At 54.9% G+C, this 20,863-nt stretch carries 15 protein-coding genes; 8 read left to right on the forward strand and 7 right to left on the reverse strand.

Translation table 11 applies throughout. From position 1 onward, the window contains the following. Window positions 1-65 precede the first annotated feature (65 nt). From PQR67_RS27745 to PQR67_RS27765, 5 genes are all read right to left on the reverse strand, one after another. Window positions 66-317, reverse strand: coding sequence for a PAAR domain-containing protein (locus PQR67_RS27745; protein ID WP_408466037.1), 252 nt, complete (start codon window positions 315-317; stop codon window positions 66-68). Between the two features lie 133 nt (window positions 318-450). Further along, entirely contained in the window at window positions 451-1,185 is a 735-nt protein-coding gene (locus tag PQR67_RS27750; RefSeq protein WP_408466038.1) for a putative type VI secretion system effector, read from the reverse strand. An 8-nt stretch (window positions 1,186-1,193) separates the two neighbouring features. Then, window positions 1,194-4,070, reverse strand: a complete 2,877-nt coding sequence (locus PQR67_RS27755; protein ID WP_408466039.1) for a T6SS effector BTH_I2691 family protein — start codon at window positions 4,068-4,070, stop codon at window positions 1,194-1,196. Between the two features lie 45 nt (window positions 4,071-4,115). Further along, on the reverse strand, window positions 4,116-5,123 hold the full coding sequence (locus PQR67_RS27760) for a DUF4123 domain-containing protein (protein WP_408466040.1): 1,008 nt from the start codon (window positions 5,121-5,123) through the stop codon (window positions 4,116-4,118). Between the two features lie 7 nt (window positions 5,124-5,130). Next, window positions 5,131-7,689, reverse strand: a complete 2,559-nt coding sequence (locus PQR67_RS27765) for a type VI secretion system Vgr family protein (RefSeq protein WP_408466041.1) — start codon at window positions 7,687-7,689, stop codon at window positions 5,131-5,133. A gap of 890 nt (window positions 7,690-8,579) precedes the next feature. Between PQR67_RS27765 and PQR67_RS27770 the strand changes: the two genes are divergently transcribed. The 5 genes from PQR67_RS27770 to PQR67_RS27790 all read left to right on the forward strand — a co-directional run bounded on the left by PQR67_RS27770 (window position 8,580) and on the right by PQR67_RS27790 (window position 15,365). Next, the gene (locus PQR67_RS27770) at window positions 8,580-11,495 is read left to right on the forward strand and encodes a T6SS effector BTH_I2691 family protein (protein WP_408466042.1); all 2,916 of its coding nucleotides are present in this window, start codon (window positions 8,580-8,582) and stop codon (window positions 11,493-11,495) included. Then, window positions 11,492-12,238 (forward strand): putative type VI secretion system effector, encoded by a 747-nt coding sequence (locus PQR67_RS27775; protein WP_408466043.1) that lies wholly within the window; start codon window positions 11,492-11,494, stop codon window positions 12,236-12,238. Before PQR67_RS27770 ends, PQR67_RS27775 begins: the two co-directional genes overlap by 4 nt. Before the next feature lie 27 nt (window positions 12,239-12,265). Further along, window positions 12,266-12,988 carry a putative type VI secretion system effector gene (locus tag PQR67_RS27780; protein ID WP_408466044.1) on the forward strand — a complete coding sequence of 241 codons (723 nt, stop codon included), beginning with the start codon at window positions 12,266-12,268 and terminating at the stop codon, window positions 12,986-12,988. 541 nt (window positions 12,989-13,529) lie between these two features. Beyond that, on the forward strand, window positions 13,530-13,886 hold the full coding sequence (locus tag PQR67_RS27785) for a nucleotide pyrophosphohydrolase (RefSeq protein ID WP_408466045.1): 357 nt from the start codon (window positions 13,530-13,532) through the stop codon (window positions 13,884-13,886). Window positions 13,887-13,925: 39 nt separating this feature from the next. Then, window positions 13,926-15,365 (forward strand): DNA/RNA helicase domain-containing protein, encoded by a 1,440-nt coding sequence (locus PQR67_RS27790; protein ID WP_408466046.1) that lies wholly within the window; start codon window positions 13,926-13,928, stop codon window positions 15,363-15,365. A gap of 86 nt (window positions 15,366-15,451) precedes the next feature. Here PQR67_RS27790 and PQR67_RS27795 read toward each other — a convergent pair whose 3' ends face one another. Next, entirely contained in the window at window positions 15,452-15,769 is a 318-nt protein-coding gene (locus PQR67_RS27795) for a hypothetical protein (protein ID WP_408466047.1), read from the reverse strand. On the opposite strand from PQR67_RS27795, the gene PQR67_RS27800 reads away from it, so the two are divergent. The 3 genes from PQR67_RS27800 (at window position 15,768) to PQR67_RS27810 (ending at window position 17,876) form a co-directional block, all read left to right on the forward strand. Then, window positions 15,768-16,010, forward strand: coding sequence for a SymE family type I addiction module toxin (locus PQR67_RS27800; protein WP_408466048.1), 243 nt, complete (start codon window positions 15,768-15,770; stop codon window positions 16,008-16,010). The genes PQR67_RS27795 and PQR67_RS27800 overlap by 2 nt on opposite strands. Window positions 16,011-16,362: 352 nt before the next feature. Next, on the forward strand, window positions 16,363-16,956 hold the full coding sequence (locus PQR67_RS27805; RefSeq protein WP_408466049.1) for a KwaA family protein: 594 nt from the start codon (window positions 16,363-16,365) through the stop codon (window positions 16,954-16,956). Further along, window positions 16,953-17,876: a Kiwa anti-phage protein KwaB-like domain-containing protein gene (locus PQR67_RS27810; RefSeq protein WP_408466050.1), complete on the forward strand. Its 924-nt coding sequence runs from the start codon at window positions 16,953-16,955 to the stop codon at window positions 17,874-17,876. The genes PQR67_RS27805 and PQR67_RS27810 overlap by 4 nt, the downstream gene beginning before the upstream one ends. Window positions 17,877-18,163: 287 nt before the next feature. On the opposite strand, the gene PQR67_RS27815 is transcribed toward PQR67_RS27810, so the two are convergent. Then, a complete protein-coding gene (locus PQR67_RS27815) occupies window positions 18,164-20,848 on the reverse strand; it encodes a type I restriction endonuclease subunit R (protein WP_408466051.1) in 2,685 nt (894 codons plus the stop codon). Between the last annotated feature and the right edge of the window lie 15 nt (window positions 20,849-20,863).

A 20,863-nucleotide genomic window follows, 5' to 3' on the forward strand; every position in this document is an offset into this window, starting at 1 on the left:
CTACTCAATGGTTACGCTACGGGTCGCTTCCCGATGCTTGCCGACTCAAGTCCGACTCGCCGTATTTACACGAGGCTCGAGATCAGCTTGCATCCGCAGGTCGCCTGATCGCCATGGCGCGCGATCGGTACACCGTTGTCTGTCATCGATTCGTCTCCTTCAACGATGACATTGGGTTTCACGTCCTCGTGCTTTGGACAGGAGACTTCGTCGCCCTTGCGAGCAACAAACCGGCCGTCGAAGCACATGGTCTGCGAAGCGGTGATCACCTTGCCGCCATGATCCGTATCGTCATTGAGGCGAATGAGATTCATCATGAAGTTGCCCCCTTCTCTGCCGTGAAACGTGACCAAACCAGATGTGTATTCATCGCTTCCTCAAAATTACCGCGCTGGTTTAAAAAACTTTCGTCAAGCAGTGCACCTACCTGGTGGGCCTAAAGCGTAGGCCTTACTTGTAGCGAAAGTAGTAGCGACCGTAATTCGAGAGCGTATTGGCGCCGCGGTGTTCACGCGAAGTCTTGCGCAGGTTGATGTTTTCCACATCTGACCAGCCATAAGTCCGGAATATTGCTTCGGCGAGGCGAACAAAGCCCATCATTTTTTGCGTAACCCGGTAAAAGATAATCGCAAACGCAACGAAAGTCGCCGACATCGCGACGCCCATAAAGGCCGCGAACGAAAGGAATTTTTCGCCAAAATCACCTGGCCTATGGAGCGCGAACACGCCGATCGCATTGATGAGCACAAAAGCCCAGATCATGATTTTCGCCATGCTGCGGTAGTGTTGCTTACGCCCCGCCGTAGCATGGGGGTATACGGCGACGATGTCATCGCCGTCGCGCTTGACCGAATAGACAACATATCGGTTTTCTCCCACCTTCTCGGCTACAACCTCCACATCGTCGCCGTTGCGCATCGGCAAAAGCCAAAGCCAACCTTGCATCTGCTTTCCGTCCAACTCAAACTCGACCCAGTCGGCCTCTTCGTCTGCGTTAGACGCCATATTCACGAGGCCGATTCCGGCTGCACCCATGCCCATCGCCGCCGCACCGACAGCGGTTGCGCCCACCGCTTTCTGCTGGACTTGAGTGAGCACAAAATCGTGAGTGCGCCGCGAGCGCTGCAGGTTGGCGATCGTGCCGCGTAACAGTACGGTCTGCAAAAGCGGTTCGTTTTTTTTCATGATTTAGCTTACTTGGTCATCGCGTCAGTAAAGTCTTTGTCTTGCTGTGCAGCATCGGTGCTGCGCGCAACGCTATGATCCGTGATCCGCAAGATAGTCTCGCGTCCTGTACCAAATGCTGACCGCGAGCACCATGCTTCCAATGCATCCGGCGTAAGCCAATCCGCTAGCGCCTGGAGAAGCAGGAGGCCGATGGTCGCCTCCCAGCCGATGAGCATACCCACCGCACGTAGGCCGGCCACGATCGCCACTCGTTCAGTTATGGTCTCAACCGCTGCCATGACGACCTCGGTGCCATAACGTGTCGCCAGTTTTTTGAGCAAGGGGGCTGCCGTACTGATGGCGTCAATCAGCATAGCCGTGCCCGAGAGCGTGCCCAATCCAAACTTGACGTAGAGAACAGTTGCCGCGTCGTACTGGCCTTTATCGCGACCCTCTCCGGCTTTTTCAACGTCGAGCCAAGCGGAAATCAGTGTCCCCATGCTACCCAGCCCACCGCCAATGAGCTTCCAGCTCTGCGATCGCACTGAGTTTTTTAGCACCGCGTAGTACGGTGTCATGCTGATCGTAACGAGTGACGAGCACAGCGATGCACCCGATTGAATCAGTTTGAGCTTGGTGTCTTTGTCCTGCGCCCCTGCTAAAAGATGGACGAAATTAACCGTTTCGAGCAGTGCACTCACCACGGCGATACGCCCCATAAGAAGCGGTTTTTTGCCATCGTCAGCGAGCTTGACCTTGTCCCAGGTTTCGTACAACTCCTTGGTTGCGTTAGATGCTCCCTCAGGAACAGGGCTGCGCAAAGCCGCACGCGCCATCACCAAACGCTTGATGGTATCGAGTCGGCTCAATTTTTCCAGCTCAGCCTGTTTGCGCACCAATGCGATCGCGTCCTCGTAAGGCACGCCGGCGCGCTGCAATAGAATTGTCTGAATAAGTTTTTCGCCAACAAAGTCACCGACCTGGTTGACCCTGAACTTGGCAAAGATGGCGTCACCGACGCTCATGCCGAACTGATCCGCACCCAGGCGATTCAATAGCCCTGCGAGCGGCGTGATTTTCTTGGCGTCTGTTTCCAGCGCCGTTTGAGAGAGATTTTTATAGTAACCAACCAGCTTCTTGGTGGAGGCCGCAACCGACGCGAAAGTTTCGAAGCCTGTTTCCAGCGGCGTATCCTTATGCGCCTGTGCCGCCTTCAGTGCTTGGCCCAGTTCCTGACGGGCGTCCATCTGATTCATTGCCACGACGCGCCAGATCAGGCTCCCGGGTTGAGTCGGGTCCCATTGGGTGAGCAAACCGTCCACAACTGTCTTACCCTTGGGGGTAGACGCCAGGCCGACCACCGCGTCGGAAACGATAGTTTCGAAGACCAAGGCATCATGTGTGTCGCCAGGATGGCAGTCTTCGAGCGCGGCTAGCAGCAGCGGTGCATTGACCCATTTCCCTACGTCACCGCTGCGAGTTTCCTGCAATTGATAAACCGTCGACTGCAAGTCTTCGTATTTATTCCGGAAGGCCTCGATGTCGTCCCGCTTTAGTCGAGCTTCGTACACTGACCACGCACGTGCCGTGCTGTCCTTGACGTTCCGATCGTGGAATCCGGGACGCGCCTGGGCATAAGCGCGTGCCTTGTTCATGACATCATCGCGGTATGCACTGGTATAAGGCGCGGTCGAGCTGGCACTGCCCGCGCTGCTCATCCGTCCCATCTGAATCAACTGCGTCTGATAGCTGCCCGGAATATTATTGGCAGCCATCCAGTTCATATCATCGTAATAGGCATTGATTTGCGTCGCCCGCCCCGGGTCCGCACCGGCTAGCGCTTGCGCGCGCTGCGCGGCTAGTGCCGTCTGCGCCCCTGGTCGACCCAGAGGAGTCATCTCATGCGCTTGCCTCGCCATGCTCTCCTGGTTATTGAGCGCTTGCTCCTGGCGGGACTGAACGATCTTGTGCGCGGTGTCGATGTTGTGCATCGCCGTGACCTGCAGGGCGCGCTCGGTGACGTACTGATCGAACCACGATGCCGGATCGTTGCGGAATCCGTTCAGTTCATGAACGTTACCAATACCGTCCCACAAGGCGAGCATCATCGGCGGTTGATGCTCGCCGGTCTCGGTCTCGCCCACGTTGTTCATCAATTTAACGAGTGAGCCGCTCGCCGATACAGGCGTGGCTTGACGGACGTGCAGCGGGTACCGCGTCGCCTCCTTCTTCACCCAATCTTCTTTGTAGTACCCGGTCTCATCGCTCAACGTTGCATTCTTCGGCTCAAGCAACCGCTGCGGTTCCAGCAATTTCGGATCTAAGCCGGGCATGTATTCGACGACATCGTCGACGCTCGCCTCGGTCGCAATCACGGCATGTCCGTTTTCGTCTTTGCTGCCGGTGATCCATCTCGCCGGCTCGATCCACTGCATGCGCTTATTTCGCAATGTCTCATTGCCTGTGTACTGCTTGAAGATATCGCTATGCCACGTGATTTCCGAAAACGCGATATAAACACGACCCGTACATTTCTCCGGCTGTTCGATCGCAATCAGGTCCATCGGCACAGCAATGCTTTTTTGCGCACAGGCGGGGTGCGTCGTTGGCGTGGTCGTGAGGGGTAACGTTTGCTTCCACAAACGACCATCTTGTGTGACCTTGTACGCTTCCCAGTAGTTACTGCCGCGCGCGCCATTGACGTAAAACAAGTATAACCAGCCTTCACGCAATGTGCGCAAGCCGTAGTGATGCTCATGCAACTCGATAGTCGTGACACCGGTGCCGCTGATACCGTCCGGCAGCTTGGCAGCAACGGTTTTCGGGAGCACGGTATAGCGCACCGGCAAGATGGCCAAGCCAGTTTTTTTGCAATTAGCGCAGTGTTGTTCGGTCGAATCCATACACTCTTTTCGTACTCTGACGGCCTGAAAATGGTTTGAGGTCGATTACCGCGCCGCAGACGAATGTGATTTGTCGTTAACCCAATTGCCGCGCTGGATCTCTGCTATCTCGTCCGGAGACAGTTCGCTGACAGCCGCCGTATAAAAGTCGTCTGGTGCCCTCTGTTGCAGTGCCTGTCTGACTGTCGGATACCGATCGAATTGCGGATGCCAAGCCAGCGCATGACCGATGAACGCGATGATGTCATCGCGGTCGCTTAAACCGTACTGCTCCGCGCGAGCGGCGCTAGCGACTGCGGCCTCGACTTCTTGCGGATCGGGCTGCCGCTCCGTGGCCTGCATATGCAGGCCAAGCGCCCGGTTGATCAATCCGTGACGATGAGTTGCCTGCCACTGAGCATCGGTTAGAGTCAGGCCGGCTAGTGATGTATCAGTAGTCGTGTAAATACAGGGCTTGCCGCACGCATCCAATGCGTGCCACGCGCTCACGGGTCCTAATAGCGCTTGTCGCTGACCGGGTGACAACATCGGCCAAAGCAGGCTGAGCGCGCGCGAGTCGTAAAAACGCAATGCGCACTGGCGCCCGCGGTTATCCGCCTGCAATATTTGTTGCGACCAGTGCGCGGCAACGACGTCCGCCGAGCCGTTGCTGGCCAGCCAACCGCCGATGCGCTGTCCGAGGCCTTGCGCTATAGAATCCGGATGCCGGTCTTCGAATGCAAGGCGTACGGTTTCCGCCAGCAATTCCACGCCGTCCGGCGTTGAAAGATCGAGCTCGACAAGATAGGGACGGTGTTCGTCAGGGAATGCCTCATGCGCGACCGTTACGATCGCGTGCGGCTGCTCGGAGACAGGGATCTTTTGTTCCAGACTTTCCGGGAAACCGAGTCGACTTGGGTCGATCACAACCAGACAATGCATCTCAGGACGTTGGCCAAAGTACGCCCTCAACACACTCACGGTGCGCTCAATAGTCGAAACTTCAACTGCCTCGGCATCGGCGGTGGTCCCGGCGCGCGGCGCGCTCGCATTGCGATAGTTCAACGATTCCATGGTCGCCTCAATCCAGGATGACGCTGGACGCACTGTCCGCCGATGCCGACGCGGTCTTCCACGAACAACCCTTCACAACGCTAGTGAGAGGCGACGGAATGCGCATCGAAGCGGGCCCAGGTTTGTCCCACGCCGCGCATTTTTCGAGGATCTTGCCCGTTGTCCCGTTCTCGATCCCGTCAGGCGTGATCTTGATATACGATCCGCCGGCACCGATCCAGACCTCCTTGTCGGCCGACAGCACGAGCTTGCCCTCGCTGCTTGTGATCGTGAAATCCTTGAGTGCGGCAAGTGTCATCTCATCGCTTAGCGCCTTGATCTCGACTTTGCCCTTGGCAGCGAACAACTTCATCCCGGCGTTCTGCACGAAGAGGCTGATTTTCTCCGAAACGCTGGCGAGCAAAGACTTGCCCGTTGCGATGTGGGTACTTTGCCCGCTTACGATGTTGACGTGCTGATTCGCCGTGATCTGCGTCGAGTCCTGCGTCGACAGGCCCAGGCCGGCGGGACTCGCCACCAGCATGATCGGTGTCGAGAAACCGTTGGCGTTGCCCGTGCCACCGCCTGCGGTGTGGCCGCCGGAGCCGCTGCTGCCAGACGTGCTGTATTGCGTGGCATCGGTGAACTTCTTCAGCGCGTTCTGACCGTCCTCAAGACTCTCCGCCTGATTCGCGCTACTTGCCTCCGACAGCATCTCGACCACGCTTTCCGCGCTGACCAGTTGTTTGTTCGCCTGGCTGACATCGAGCGGCTGGTTGACTGTGGCGGAGTAGGTCGACACGTACAAACCTTGGCCCGCACGGATTGCGCCGTAGGCATCCGATTTCAGATCGAAGCCGTTACCGAGAAACGCGCCACGGTTGTTATCCGTATGCTGCACGAGATAACCAAGGTGTAATTGTGAATTCGCGCTGCTGCTAAAGAGCTGCACGCGGTTCTGCCCCGTGGCGTCGTCCATCACCATCTGGTTGTAGCCGGTGCCGGCGTATTCTTTGGAACGGTAGCCGGACAACAAGCCGTTGGAATGCCACTGGGGCTTCGTTGCGCCGTTATAGAGCCGCGATATGACGACGGGCCTGTCGCAATCACCACCGATGTGATCGATGAGCACTTCTTCACCGATTCGCGGCATATGAACGCCGCCGTAGCCATTTCCGGTATCCGCTTGTGCCGCGCGCACCCAACATGAAGCCTGCTCGTCGCCACTGTTCAGGCGGTCCCAGATGAACTGCACCTTGATGCGGTTCAGCTCGTCGGTATAGACCTCTTCACCGCTCGGCCCCACGACGATCGCCGATTCGAGATGCGTCTCCGGTTTCTGATGTTCAAACGGGCTGCGATATGGGACCGTTGTGCGCTGAGCCTCTATCTCCACGCGATAAAACCCTTCCGAGCCATCCGCGTGCGGCACCTTGAATGTGCTCACGCCCATGTGGCTGTCGCGCACTTGCGACAAAGTCGTTTGCAAGCCGTTCGGAAAACCAGCCGTCGGTCCGCCGATCGGCAAGTTGTTTTCAATCACCCAAGCGGTCTCGATCGCGGCGAATTCTTTCTGGTCAGCCGCGTCTAGATCGTGATCCGGGTGGCCGCTCAGCGTAAAGCGCAGTCCGGCGTCGATGCCTCGCAATCCACCCTCGCCATGGAAGCGCTTTGCGCGCGATTCCCATTCTTCCATCCGGAATTTGGACAGCTGGTCGCCACGATCCTGTTTCGGATAGGTGTACGCGCCCGTGTATTCATACACTTCAGCCTGATCTGGCAGCGCGCCCTGATTAGGCATGGTCGGGACGTTCGTGCCTTTCGGGTTGAACTGGGTGGAGGGACTTTTATAGTCGAACGTGCGCGTGGTGAGCGTCGTGCTCTGCAAGGTGCGCGTGCCTGACCATTGCGTCAGCGCGTCAGTCTCGCTATTTGTCCCCGCCCGGTAGAACTTGACCGTTTCCGGAGACATGGTTTTTGCGGTCGCTAACCGGTCCGTGATCACCAGCGTATGCGACTTGCCGTCCTGCGCCTGTTGCCAGAGACCGAACAGACCTTCCGATTCCAGCAGGCGGTGCACGAAGTTCCAGTCGTCTTCATCCTGACGGCAATATGAACGGGACGGCAGCGGCTGCGACAAGGCGAACTGGAACATCCCCTGAGCCTGGGGATGCGTATTGAATACGTCAGTGACGATTTCATCAGCGCTCTTGTCTTGCCAGATGCGCTGGTCGCGGCGAAACTTCAGGAAGTGCATCCACGACGCGAAACCCAATTGATAGCTCGTGAGTCCACTATCCGATCCGAGACGCCGTGCGGTGTGCACGTAGCCGTTGTGGGGCAGATAGGATTTGTCGGTCTGCTGAATCCACAGCGTAACCGGCTGCGCGATCAGGGTCTTGAGTTCGATGCTGCTCGAAGTGGATACCACGTCGATGGTGAATTCGAAGTGGCGGCCAATACGCGAGCGGCCGACGGCCCGCTGCGGCACCAGCGCGTTTGCCCCCAGCGGCGTGTCCAGTTTAAGCAGGCGATCTTGCTGAATTAATCCGCCCGTGATGGCGCTTATCCCGTCTTGCGTGCTCATCGCGAATCCTTTCGTTTTTCGCTTTCTTGTGGATGGAAGGCCATCCGGCTATTGCGTTCGGTCTAGTGATAACCAACAGGAATTCTGAAAAGCAGCCGGATGCAATTCCAATCTGTTAAATGCATCAATTGCGGCCCGTCGAATGTGTGCCAAAACGCTGATCCGCATTGGTCTCGAATGCGATATGCGAATGGCATGACGTGACACAGCGCTCGAAGCTCGCGCAGCATTATGCGCGATAATACAAAAAGTAAGACGAATGCTGCAATCCAAACTGGAAAATCAATTGTTAAACCGGTAGTTATTGCAGGGCGGGAGTCCGCACTCCTGTTGTGAGGGAATTTTTTACTTTGCGCGTTCAGGTCGACAGACCGCCCTGTTGTGCCGCAAAGGCATATCAACTAACCGGTCTGCTATGCAATTGCCTCGCCGCGAGCCGCTTTTTGCGCTTATGCGCCACGCGTGGTTCTGTCCGACTCTCTTTGTTTGAAACATGCCGGAAAACCGGTCGGAGACTGAATTGACAGAATTTATCAAAGTGCAGCGCGCATACATGAACTGCGTAAATAGACGTCAATTGAAATTGCGAATATTCAGCAAGCTAGCGGATTCATCTGAAGTTTTGTAGTATCGCGCGATGCTGCGGGCGTAAATCGGTTCGCTGCGAAATGGGACTTACGGGAAGCGAGGACGATCTGCCTGACGAAAACGGCAATTGATGCGGTCATCAACGCGCTGCGGAGCTACGTTTTCACACTGCAGTTATTAGCGAATTGAATCCCGACGAGATTGCCGAAATCCAGCAAAGCTGGCCGGTATGAACGGCTGGCCGTCTCGGCTTCACGTTAGACCCATCCGCGGACGCCCCGAATCCGATACGAAGAGAGCGTATGGCGACAAGCAACCAAAAATGTGCCAATTGCGAAAAGACCGGCCTGCCGATTCTGCCGGTCCGCTATACCGCACTGCCGAAGACGGCGAAGGCGAAGATCCCTGCGGGCGTAACCGGCGATCGCGTGACCAGCATTGAACTTCAAGAACATCAATATGGTGTGCGGACCTTGCGCGGAGGCTGGCTCTATCTTTTCTACGAAGTAGGCGCGCGCGGGAAGAATTATTGGGAAGCCTACAACGTGACCGAGGACGGTCGTTTATGGAAACAGTTGTTGCCGTTGCCATCGACCCCGGTCACGGATCCCGCCTGCGCGCAATGTGCGATTGCTGTACCCATGGACCTTATCGCGATTGAGCGCCCGGAGAAATGCACGGGACGAGTCTTCGTTGCATTTTCGGAGCTCGCGTGGCATCCACAAACATTCAATAAATACCAAGCGGACGAAACGCTGCGTATCAAGCGAATGCAATGGATCGAACCGTCGAAGTGGATTGGCAGCGGTAAGGACTCGCACGGGCATGCGGTAGTGGCAACGGCTTCGGCGATCGACCAGGTAATCGAATACATGCCGGGATTCGACGCACGGACCCTAAGCGTGCTTGACGACAAGCAACGCTTCAGTGATGACAAAGGGGGCTACAAAGAAGATCTCCTCAAGCAGGAGGTATCGCGCTATCCGCTGTATATCCGGCAGGCTTCGCCGGCCTCCGCGAGTCAATCACTCGTGAAGTTGATGGAGCACATTGGGACCATTAGTCAGGATGGAAGCGCCGCTAACGCTGCCGGTGGAGCCGAACAAAATTATCCGCCGATGATGCTCGCCCTATGGGACGCGGTCGGCAACATCCACGAATTGAACGGTTATCGTAATGACCCGGTGTCGTGGATGGATCGATATGCGTCCAAGCAGGAACTTGGTATGCAAGTGATGGCGCTGCATCATATCGATGAAGCCCAGCGAATCGTCTATGCGCGCCAGAAAGACGAGGTTGTTTCACAGGAAGGCCTCGCTAAGCAGGCGCACGACATGTCGCCACTTGGCCAGCCTGGCGCTCAGTCCGCCTTGTCTGCGCAGCGTGCCAAGGCACTTGCTGGAGCGGACCCGTCACGTGCGGCGCAAATCAATGCCTATTACGACGACATGGACTGGATGGCGGCAAACAACATTCCAGGCAGCTATCAGACTCGCATCATTCAGGCGGGGCAGCTCAGTTCCGCCGGCAGCGCCAATTCGGCGGCGTCCTACGTGGGAAACTATCGCGACAGCATCATGAACGACGCGCGAGCCTATGCGAAGGCTCAGCCTGGTTTTCATGATCGCAACGTGAAGGACATGCAGACATTCGGATGGTCCGACTACGAAGCGCGTCTCAAACGGAAAGACATCGAATTCTTCAGGGATAAATATACGACGCTGCAGCAGGCGATTTATCAGTTGCAGGAGACTCGAAGTAGCGACGTAGGACAATGGCTTAAGGCCGAACTTCTGTTCGACACGCTCGAGGACTACTACTGCGAGGAGTTGAACGATAGTCTGGACTTCGAAATAGTAGTGAGCCTGGCCATTGATGGACTGGCTTCGACTCCGAAGGGTCAAGCCATTGTCGACGATCTGATTACGCGATGGAATCCTGTTGAAAAAAGCAGTCTGGTTTGGCGAGCAGTGGCGATGAACCACCCGGCCGGACGCGAGGAGCTTGCAAAAGTGCTGTCGAGTGCGCAGGAAAACAAGGCGAAACCCCTTGAATCAGATGGGGCTAACATTGTCGTCACGGTTGCCGGTTACGCTAAAAAACTGGCCGACCAATACAAGCAATATTCGAAATTGGCTTTAGAAAAGGATCCCAAGAAACTGTCCTGGCTTGGCGCGAAATATAAGGCGGAGGGAAGGGATGTGCTCGTCATGAACATCGGCGATCGTATTTTTGAAAAATTTCGTATCAACCAGGTGGGCGACTTCGTCGGAGAAAAAATCGTCCAGACCGTTTTGTTGCAGCGTGCGGGGATTCCGGTGGAGGACGCGCTGTCGATCGTTCGAAAAGAAGCTCAATTCGCCAAGAAAAGCCGACTTGAGATTCTTGAACGCATGCGTACTGCGAAGACGATATTGATGGGTACGGCGGCAACCGGTGACGGCGCGACGGACGAGCTTTACAAGGTATGGAATACCTTAAAAGATGAAAAGAATGAAACCGCACTGAAAGAACTCAGAATGGGGCGCATTGCGGCGTTTGCCGCGATATGCGAGCTGGTGAATTTCTGGCACTTGCTTGCGGGTGCGAAGGATGAGGAGACCACGTCGAAATTGGTTAAATCCGGTGCTTCGCTATGTGCTGCAATTATTACGATCACGATGACGCCGTACTACGGCACACTTAAAAACTCCGCTCGAGCATTGAGTTGGAAGTTGGCCGGAGGATTCTTGTCTGGAGTGGGTGTTTTTGCTGCGGCGTGGTTGGACGCCTGCAATGTCAAAAAGAACGTCGCTTCTGGCAAATACGATATTGCGGTGTTTATGGCTATCAAGACTGCGGTTGGCGGACTGTCTGGCGTCGCGATTCTCATCGATGCGATTAGTAGCGCCGCGCCTATATTCAAGAGGCTGGCTGCTCGGTCCGGAAATAGGGTGATAGTACTGGCGGTCGAAACGGTCACGAAGAAACTTGCAGCCATGGCTGCGCTTAAAGTGGTTGGAGCACTTCTCAGTTTTGAAGCTACTCTCCTTCTGACCGCTTTGCAGTTCCTGGCCGACCATTTGATGCCGGACTCGCTGGAAGCGTGGTGTTCGCGATGTGCTTTCGGAACTGGGCGAGAAGCTACTCTGCGAATCAAAGATCATGATGTTCCTCGGTATAAAGATATGTCGCAGCAAGAGACGGAATTCGATAAGGTGATATCGGAAGGGATATGACAACAGACACTTCATTCAATATGGAATTGCTGCGTGGAACGATTTCCAATCTCCGCACCCGGAGGCGCCAACAGGATTTCGTGATGAACCAGGTACAACACGAACGCATGGAGGCAACGGCGGCTGGGGCGGCTCTGTTAGGTATGAGCGCGTCGGCAATCGGTTTGCTCAACATGTCGGCCAATTCCGAGGAAGAAGCAGACTGGGTTGAATTCGATCTCGACGACAGACACATGGAAGGCTGGCTCTGGAAAATGCCGGTGTTTAACGGGGACGAGGTCGAGGTCGTGGTCGAGAAGGGGCCAAAGGGACGGTACTTTGTGTACTCCGTGAGGCGGCCTGAAGATGGCGTTGTCGCCGTTTATCCGCATGCGACGTCCGGGAGGTCTGCTCGATTCAGCAGCATCATGAAAATGATGTTTTGGTGTTTTTTGGGGATTTACGGCGTAATTTCCATTTTTCTGCTGTCAAGCCGCGGGGACGTAAGCTTTGCTACGATGCTTAGTTTTGTTGTTGTAGCCGGTTTTTTTGTGCTCCTGACTTTTTTTGGGCTTTTTTATATTTCATACAGAAAACTGGTTCGGTTTTCTTACTTAGCAGAGGCTATTTTTTCCTGCTATGGCTGGTTGAATGAGAAAAGTATCGATCTGGTCAAGTCGTCCAAAGGGATAACGCCGTCAAGGATTGCAGCAGAATACGGCCTGCATTATTTCCTTTACGACCCTGAGCAGGCGCGGCGATGATGATTTCCAACAGAGACCTCATGCGATATGGAATTGCTGCGTGGAACGATTTCCAACCTCCGCATCCGAAGGCGACAACAGGATTTCGTGCTGAGCCAGGTACAGCACGAGCGCATGGAGGCAACGGCGGCTAGCGCCGCTCTGTTAGGTATGAGCGCGTCGGCAACAGGTTTGCTCAACATGTCGGCCAACTCCGAGGAAGAGGCAGACTGGGTTGAATTCGATCTTGACGACAGACACATGGAAGGCTGGCTGTGGAAGATGCCAGTATTTAACGGAGACGAAGTGGAAGTCGCGGTCGAGAAGAGACCGAGAGGACGGTACTTTGTGTACTCACTGAGACGGCCTGAAGACGGCGTTGTCGCGGTCTATCCGCATGCGACGTCTGGGAGGTCAGCCCAATACAGAAGCATCATGAAAATGATGCTCTGGTGTTTTTTTGTGATTTATTCCATAATTTCCGCGATATTTTTATATGGCAATGGCAAAGACGGGTGGGCTGACACATTAAGTTTTATTGCGATTGGCGGTTTTTTTGTACTATTGACGTTTTGGGGATTGTTTTACATTTCGTACCGGAAACTGGCTCGCTTTTCTTATTTGGCCGAAGCCATTTTTGCCTGCTACGGCTGGCCCAATGAGAAAAGTATCGATCTGGTAAAGTCCTCCAAAGGTGTAAAGCCGTCAAGAATTGCAGCCGAATATGGGCTGCACTATTTCCTTTACGACCCTGAGCGAGCGCGGCGATGATAAGTCTGGCTCCCCTGGTTGATAACACCGACTATGGCGGCGAGTGATTTCAGGGTCGTCGACGATGGGCTTCGATGGTCGCATCCCGGGTGCATGTCTACCTCCGGATGCCCCGTCAATTCGAACCATCTGCCCACAGCCAGATCCCGTACGCCGATGGCCGCATTGCGTAGCAGCTGCACGAGGTCGTTGCCCGCTTGGCCCTGATCAGCGATGCTCGTCTCCGACGCCTGCGCCACCGTTGCCCTTGTAGTCCCAGCTTACCCGCCGCCGTGAGCCGCGCAGCCCCTCGCGACGACACAGCTGCCGGATGAAATTCGCGTGCGACTTGTGAAACTGCAACAGCGTCTCGCGCAGCGTGGCCCGCTGAATAGCGCACGCATCAGCCCTCCCGGTCTTATATCATCCCCTCTTATTGAGACAAGGACGACGCGGCCCACTCGAGCCGGCATACCCCCAGTGCCCTATTTCACCTCGCAAGACCAATCCGATCAGCCATCCCCCACCGCCTGGGGGAGCCATCACCCGAAGAGACCTTGAAATGCAAAGTGACCTTGCTAGCTTGCGCGACCTCGTTCGTCAGTTTGCGGATGAGCGCGACTGGGACAGATTTCACACGCCAAGGAATCTGGCGACGGCTTTATGCGTCGAGGCAAGTGAGCTACTTGAACCATTTCAGTGGCTGACCACCGGAGACAAGAGCGAACTGGACGATGGCAAGCAAACCGCCATTCGTCACGAAATGGCAGACGTATTGCTATACCTCGTCCGCCTTGCAGACAAGCTTGATGTCGACCTCTATCAGGCCTGTTTGGAAAAAATGGATATCAATCGAACGAAGTATCCTGCCGACAAAGTCCGGGGAGATTCGCGTAAGTACTCCGACTACCAAGACTAAGAATCAACCTTTCGCGCCGGGTTGACCAACCAGGGCGTCATGCTCGAATTTCAACTGCCGACGAACTCGAAGCGTATCGACTGCTTGCTATGCGGCTTCGCGAAAGATGGAACGCCGACGGCCGTAGCGATCGAGCTGAAGCAATGGCAGACATGCGAGGAGTCGGCGGGGGACAACGAAGTCTCAACGTTCATTAATGGTTGCGTCCGCGACGTACTGCATCCCTCGGCTCAGGTAGCACGATACGCGTCCTATCTTCGGGACAATCATGAGGCTTGCTACGCGGACGAGACTCCGATTGAAGTCGCCGCGTGTGCCTATTTACACAACTACCATTCGCAGCCAGCTGATCCGCTCCGGGCGCCTAAATTCTCGGCGTTGCTGGAGGTGGCACCGACGTTCAGCGCCGACGACGTAGACGAGTTCGTCAAGTTTCTGGCGGAGCGGGTTGGAGGCGGCGACGGTCTGGAAGTGCTGAGTCGCATGGAAGAAAATCGCTATCGTCCTAGCAAGAAGCTGATGGACTATGTAGCGTCCGTGATCAAGAACAACCCGGAGTACACGCTGCTTGACGAGCAGCAGGTGGCGTTCGACGCCGTGATGACCGCAGCGCGTCGCGGGGTGCATGACCGTCAGAAGCAGATCATCATCATCAAGGGTGGCCCGGGCACCGGCAAGTCGGTGCTGGCGGTCAACCTCGTAGCGAGTTTGTTATCAAGTCACTACTCGACTCACTACGTGACCGGCTCCAAAGCGTTCACTGAAACCCTGCGGACGATCATTGGTTCGCGAGGTCAGGAACTGTTTACGTACACGAACGGCTACGTAGACGCTCAGGCTGATTCAGTGGACGTACTGGTCACTGACGAAGCGCATCGTATTCGAGACGTGAGCAGCAACCGCTTCACGCCGGCGAACAAGAAATCCGGTCTGAAACAACTGGAGGAGTTGATCGCCGCCGCACGTGTTTCGGTATTTTTCATCGACGATCATCAGGTCGTACGCCCTGGCGAGATCGGCTCCGTCGCCTACATTCGGGAGTACGCGGAGAAGCACAAGTGCGCGGTGTACGAATCCGAACTCGAGACACAGTTCCGCTGCAACGGCTCCGATGCGTTTGTTCGCTGGATAAACACGATGTTGGGCATCGATGACAGTCCGCGCTTCGAATGGAACGATCACGACGCTTTCGATTTCCGGATTTTTCAGTCTCCGGAAGCGTTGGAAAACGCGATCAAGGATAAGGTGCAAGCGGGCGCGACTGGCCGGTTGGCGGCCGGCTTCTGTTGGCCTTGGTCCGATCCTAACAAGGACGGGACGCTTCAGGCCGACGTCGTGCTCGGAAACTTCAGCCGTCCGTGGAACGCAAGGCCCGATTCGGGGCGGCTTGCTGCAGGCATTCCGAAATCGTCGCTTTGGGCGTGTCAACCGAACGGGATTAACCAGGTTGGTTGTGAGTTCGTCTTCCAGCGCCGATGACACATCGCGCATTTTTACTTGGTAGTTCGCAGACGTCTTTCCCGGCTGGTTCGCGCGAGTGTCGGTAGGCTTCGACACGCTCGGTCTCATGCACCGTCTGTCACGGCGATTCTGCCGCAAATATGGCGATAAAATGTGTACTCAATTTTTTGCTCATCAAGCGTTCGACGTTGTTGCACAACCTCCAGCAATGCGGGAAAATACATCGGATGCCTAATAACATAGCGCGACGCGCTATGTTTATAAATCATCATTGAAAGATTGGCTCGTTGGAGGGTAGAAGAAGACGCGAAAGCGCCGAGCCGAGCATCGAGGAGACGAGGAAGGAGATGAAGCGCGGGACGCATGGGCTGCCACCCACACGACCCGCTGACCACAACCAGCTCACAAAGGGAGTTGATCATGGCTGACGCCAATCATAAAGCAGTTGCAGCTGTAACCCAACGCATCTTGACCATTTCGTCACAAAGACGCCCGCGACCGATGAAAACGTTCGCACCGGATCATGTCAAATTTTTTCCAGACTTGCCGCCGGCGCCTTGGATTCGGCTTTCGGGGAGGTGGTTGGAGGAGGCGGGGTTTGGGATTAGTGCGCTGATCAAGGTCGAAGTACAAAAGGGGCGGCTGGTTATTACGCCCGTTTGACTTGGGTCGTACGCTGAACCCGGCTCTCGTCGGGTTCGTTAAATATTCCAGAGGTGCATGCAGGTTGCGAGTGTAGTCTTGCTCGAACCCGAGCTCTTCCTTCCTGTTTCGTCACTGGCCCCTTAATACTGGTCTAACAAGGCACTATGGGCTATCGAGCATCTTTCAAGTACCGCGATCTCGTCCCATATCGCAGGTGATCATGCTGCCATTGAGGTATATTCAAAGAATGTAATTGCGCTCGAACTAGCGGCTGCGCATAAGGCATGCCGGCACAGCCTCGGCTCAGCAGCCCCAGAGGAACAGAATTTTCATACTGACGGATGCGTCGTTTCGCATCGATGAGGCCACGATGCAAATTAAGTTAGTTCCCGCGGTGTTGCTATTTTTGGGCTCCTATTTCCCTCTTGCACTAATCCTTGCAGTTCAAGATCTGCCGAATGAGGTCTGGGCAAATCCTCTCTGCAAATCTTTGCAGTTTTGGCAGGCATGCGGTATTCCGCATCTAGCGCATCCGGTGATAGCCTATACTTTCATCGGAATCAGCGGTGTTAGCCTTATTTTTTTCTTGTGGCTGCTGAGACATCTGCATAGTTCGACAGAAATGAAGATTGAGGAAAGCAAGCCAATCCCCAACGACCTGATCAACTATGCTTTTCCGTATATTGTTTCGTTCATGGGCGTGGAACTTGGCAGCACGGGAAAGGTGGTGGGCTTCGGTCTATTTATGATCTGGTTGTTTCTCATCACCTACCGTTCCGGCCAGATCCTAATGAATCCGTTGCTGTTGGCGGCCGGGTGGCAACTTTACGAAATCCAAGCGAATATCGAGGGGAATCGTCGAACGCTGCGTGCGCTGTCTCGAGACAACGTTGTACCCGATCTGACATTGAAGTCCTGTCTAGTCCAGGGGATTTATGTGCTATCGAAGGTAAATAAGAAATGACCAAAGAACAAGCATTCGCTGATTGCAAAAACTTCGACGTCGGGGGAGCAAGTCTGTCGTTGTGGATTTTCAAAAAACGTCAAGCGGGCGGCTTCAGTGCCAAATCAATCGACGTAACCGATGCGCTCGCCGATGAATTGAGGCGGATAGTGAACACCGCGCTTCTCTCCCATACTGAAGTAGATGACTACGCTCTCACGGCGCAGCGCAATGAAGTGAGCTGTCTGCACGTCGAAACGGATGAAACGTGCTTTTCAGATCTTGCTGGCCTTGTGAGCGCGCCGGCAGAGGAGCACCGTATCGCCGGTGAGAGGGATTTTCAGAACCTCACGGGGTACCTGATACGTCTTCGGAGTGGCGATCAGGTCATCTATTGCGTTAAACGTATCACAGACGCCTGGAAGACTAAGAAGGCCTTGAGCGTCGTAAACGTTGTGATGCGCGCCAATCAGCTTGATCTCGTCGAAGATCGTAGCTTCACTATTGCAAAGTCGCTCGACTTTATCGTCTTCAATGAAGATTTGTTCATCATGGACAAACGGGCTTTCGAGACGATACTGAGCTACAAGATCGAATATGCAAATTCGTTCGATGAATTGCAGCAGAATGCAGCTTTCATCGCGCGATTTGCCGACATGCGCCCATTAATTGAACACGTCGGAACGAACACTATGCATTTGCGAAGAATGGCCGTGATCCAGCAGAAGGGGCACTATGCCGACGAAGCATATATGGCGCGTCTACGGGAAGTGAACGTGCAGGAGGGCTGGAATATTCAATTCGACGATGCTGGTCGAATCGTTGCAACAAACGAATCAATGAGGGTAATCATGCAGATACTACTTAATCATCGTCTGTATTCGAGATTATCGCTCGGCACCTTTGATGTTCCGTCGAGCTCCGCAGTAAGCGGGGGATAAACCAAAGGTGGCACCGATCCACATTTCAGCGGTCCACATGCTCACCTAAGTGCGCGATACCTAGTTCTCTGTAGCAATGCTTATTGGCGAGTTGCCGACATGCCCGATTGATTCCCGCTAATCGTATCGCCGACGCTTTGTTGAATCCAAAACGCACCGGCAACGAGCCTGGCAGAGCGTAAATTCCTTGCTCCTAACGCTACCACGTCGCCAATTTTCTAAATCCACTTTCGCGCTCGCCAGTCGCGAAAGCATACTCGGGTTCAATGATTGAAGGGGGCTCAAGTTCATGTGCTCCCGGCCGATCTGACTTGTTGATATACGGCGCGCATTAGATGACCGGCAGCGATGTTTCTGAAAGCCTCATCATTCATCAGGCGAACAAAAATTTCCTCGTTGCCATCCATGCGTTCTATAAGTAAATTCTCAAGCAGCTTGTTGAAAACCGGCTCGAAATTTTCAATGCTGTTGGCCATAACCGCCTGCCGCAACTGCTCGTTGGCCACAGCGGTCTCGCGGACTTGATCAAAAAAGAGCTGGTCGGCTGGGGTGAACTCTGTTCCGAAACGCTCATTGAGCTTGCCAACCAAGGTCGAAAGCTGCACGTCCTCATCTGCTTGACCAGTGCCGACATTGGTCGGCCCCTCAAGCGCGCCAGGCTCGCCCGACTTCAGGTCGATTGTTCCTTCGCTGATTTTTTGCAAGCGGTAGTACTTAAGCTCGACTTCATCGTCGACCTGAACGGTTCGGTCGTCCGTTGTGCGCGGCAGCTTGGTCAGCAGGAAACGGGCATAGGTGTATAGCTTCTCATGATCAGAGTCTTGGTACGGCACAATCTGAGAGACGAAGCTGTACAGATTGCGGAAGCTGACCAACTGACCCTTGAACAGGTTTTGATCCTCTTCCCCAAGCTTCTTGAAACGCTCAATCGCAAAGTCAAGCAGGCCATTCAATTTTTTGTGCTCGCCGCCGGTAGGATTGAGGCGGTTGCGAAACCAAATTTCGCACCATGCACTGACTTCCGCATCGCTGTAGATTTTCCATCCCGCCAGTGTGTGTGCCAGTGTATTGAGTTGCTGCGGGTCAGTGTCGTCGCCTTTGTCCGTCGCCTCGTAATATGGTTTGAAGGCCGTGTAGATGTCTGCTGGCTCGTTGACGAAGTCGAGCACGAAGGTGTCTGTCTTGCCTCGCGTCGTTCGATTGAGCCGCGACAGAGTCTGAACGGCCTGGATGCCAGACAAGCGCTTGTCGACGTACATGCTGTGCAACAGGGGTTGATCGAATCCCGTCTGATATTTCTCTGCCACCAGCAAGACTTGATATTCCTCAGTGTTGAACTTTTCCGGCAGTTCCGATTCTTTGATGCCGTTGTTCATGGTCATTTCGGTGAACTTCTTGTCGGCGAACTCCTTAAGCTTAATCTCGCCAGAAAACGCCACCAATGATTTCACGTCGGTATAGCCTTTATCCTTGATGTAGTTGTCAAAGCCCAGCTTGTAGCGCACTGCGTGTTCACGCGAGCCGGTCACCACCATCGCTTTGGCTCGGCCGCCAATCTTGTGGCGTGTATGGGTGCGGAAGTGCTCAACGATAACTTCAACCTTCTGCGCAATCTCGTAGTCGTGAAATTCAACGAATCGCGCAAGAGCACGTGCGGCCTTGCGGCGCGGCACTTCGGGGTCGGCCTCAACCTTCTGGATCAGCTTGTAGTAGCGCTTATAGCAGGTGTAGTGCGCCAGCACGTCGTGAATGAAGCCCTCTTCGATGGCCTGCCGCATGCTGTAGTGGTGGAACGGCGCTTTGCCGTCTCGGCCGGGTTCGTTGAAAACCGCCAGCGTCTTGAATTTCGGCGTTGCCGTGAAGGCGAAGAAACTCAAGTTGGGCTGCTTGGCTCGCTTGAGTTGCTCGCGCAGTAGTGCCTTCTTTGCTTCCTCGCTTAAGGCATCGTCGTCCATGTCGAGTAGCTGCTCGGCGATGGCCGATTCAATGCCATCCTTGTTCAAAATCTTGCGCAGTTCCATCGCGGTTTCACCACTTTGCGAACTGTGCGCCTCGTCGACGATGACGGCGAAGCGCTTTCCCGCTGTCGAGATGGCCACGCCGTTGCCGTTGGCCTCCATCGTGCGGATGGCTTGGGTAATGAATGGGAACTTCTGAATGGTGGAAATGATAATAGGCACGCCATCAGCGAGTGCCTTCGCCAGTTGCTGCGTGTTTTCGTCGATCTTCTGCACCACGCCCAGCTTGTGCTCGAATTGGAAGATGGTGTCCTGCAACTGCTGGTCGAGCACACGGCGGTCAGTGATCACCACGACTGAATGAAAAATCTTCTCGTTGCTCGCATCGTGCAGACTGGAGAGACGGTGCGCCAACCACGCAATGGAGTTCGATTTACCGGAACCAGCGGAATGCTGGATCAAGTAGTTATGCCCCGAGCCGTGCGTTTGCGCGTGGTCGGTCAGGGTCCGTACCGCGTCCAATTGGTGGTAACGCGGGAAAATCATCGACTCCTTGCGATGGCGCTTGAGCCCCTTCTCGGTGACCACGGTCTTTTCCTCTACATCTAGGTGAATGAACCGCGCCAAGATGTCCATCAGACTGTCGCGAGTCAATGCCTTGTGCCAAAGGTACGTGGTTCGCACATCACCAGCCACTGGCGGGTTGCCAGCTCCGTGGTCATGCCCAAGATTGAAGGGCAGGAAGAACGTGTCTTTGCCTTCCAGTTTGGTGGTCATGAAAACTAACTCGGTATCCACCGCGAAATGTACTAGGCAGCGCTGCTTGAAGGAGAACAGCAGCTCCTTTGGGTCACGTTCAAACCGATACTGGTACTTTGCGTTCTCCACGTTCCAGCGCGTGGCCGACATCGGGTTTTTCAGTTCCAGCGTTGCCACTGGCAACGCATCGCCAGCGATCGGCGTCGCATTCTCGGAAGGCACCAGCTCCGACCCATTCAGCGCCAGCTTGAGCATGTGCGCGTTCAGCTC

Source organism: Paraburkholderia fungorum (genome assembly GCF_046026025.1).
Lineage (GTDB): Bacteria > Pseudomonadota > Gammaproteobacteria > Burkholderiales > Burkholderiaceae > Paraburkholderia > Paraburkholderia fungorum_E.

Excerpts from the sequence above, each read along its gene's own strand:
- PQR67_RS27745 (WP_408466037.1), bottom strand. The coding sequence starts at position 317 with ATGATGAATCTCATTCGCCTCAATGACGATACGGATCATGGCGGCAAG.
- PQR67_RS27750 (WP_408466038.1), bottom strand. The coding sequence starts at position 1,185 with ATGAAAAAAAACGAACCGCTTTTGCAGACCGTACTGTTACGCGGCACG.
- PQR67_RS27755 (WP_408466039.1), bottom strand. The coding sequence starts at position 4,070 with ATGGATTCGACCGAACAACACTGCGCTAATTGCAAAAAAACTGGCTTG.
- PQR67_RS27760 (WP_408466040.1), bottom strand. The coding sequence starts at position 5,123 with ATGGAATCGTTGAACTATCGCAATGCGAGCGCGCCGCGCGCCGGGACC.
- PQR67_RS27765 (WP_408466041.1), bottom strand. The coding sequence starts at position 7,689 with ATGAGCACGCAAGACGGGATAAGCGCCATCACGGGCGGATTAATTCAG.
- PQR67_RS27770 (WP_408466042.1), top strand. The coding sequence starts at position 8,580 with ATGGCGACAAGCAACCAAAAATGTGCCAATTGCGAAAAGACCGGCCTG.
- PQR67_RS27775 (WP_408466043.1), top strand. The coding sequence starts at position 11,492 with ATGACAACAGACACTTCATTCAATATGGAATTGCTGCGTGGAACGATT.
- PQR67_RS27780 (WP_408466044.1), top strand. The coding sequence starts at position 12,266 with ATGGAATTGCTGCGTGGAACGATTTCCAACCTCCGCATCCGAAGGCGA.
- PQR67_RS27785 (WP_408466045.1), top strand. The coding sequence starts at position 13,530 with ATGCAAAGTGACCTTGCTAGCTTGCGCGACCTCGTTCGTCAGTTTGCG.
- PQR67_RS27790 (WP_408466046.1), top strand. The coding sequence starts at position 13,926 with ATGCTCGAATTTCAACTGCCGACGAACTCGAAGCGTATCGACTGCTTG.
- PQR67_RS27800 (WP_408466048.1), top strand. The coding sequence starts at position 15,768 with ATGGCTGACGCCAATCATAAAGCAGTTGCAGCTGTAACCCAACGCATC.
- PQR67_RS27795 (WP_408466047.1), bottom strand. The coding sequence starts at position 15,769 with ATGATCAACTCCCTTTGTGAGCTGGTTGTGGTCAGCGGGTCGTGTGGG.
- PQR67_RS27805 (WP_408466049.1), top strand. The coding sequence starts at position 16,363 with ATGCAAATTAAGTTAGTTCCCGCGGTGTTGCTATTTTTGGGCTCCTAT.
- PQR67_RS27810 (WP_408466050.1), top strand. The coding sequence starts at position 16,953 with ATGACCAAAGAACAAGCATTCGCTGATTGCAAAAACTTCGACGTCGGG.
- PQR67_RS27815 (WP_408466051.1), bottom strand. The coding sequence starts at position 20,848 with ATGCTCAAGCTGGCGCTGAATGGGTCGGAGCTGGTGCCTTCCGAGAAT.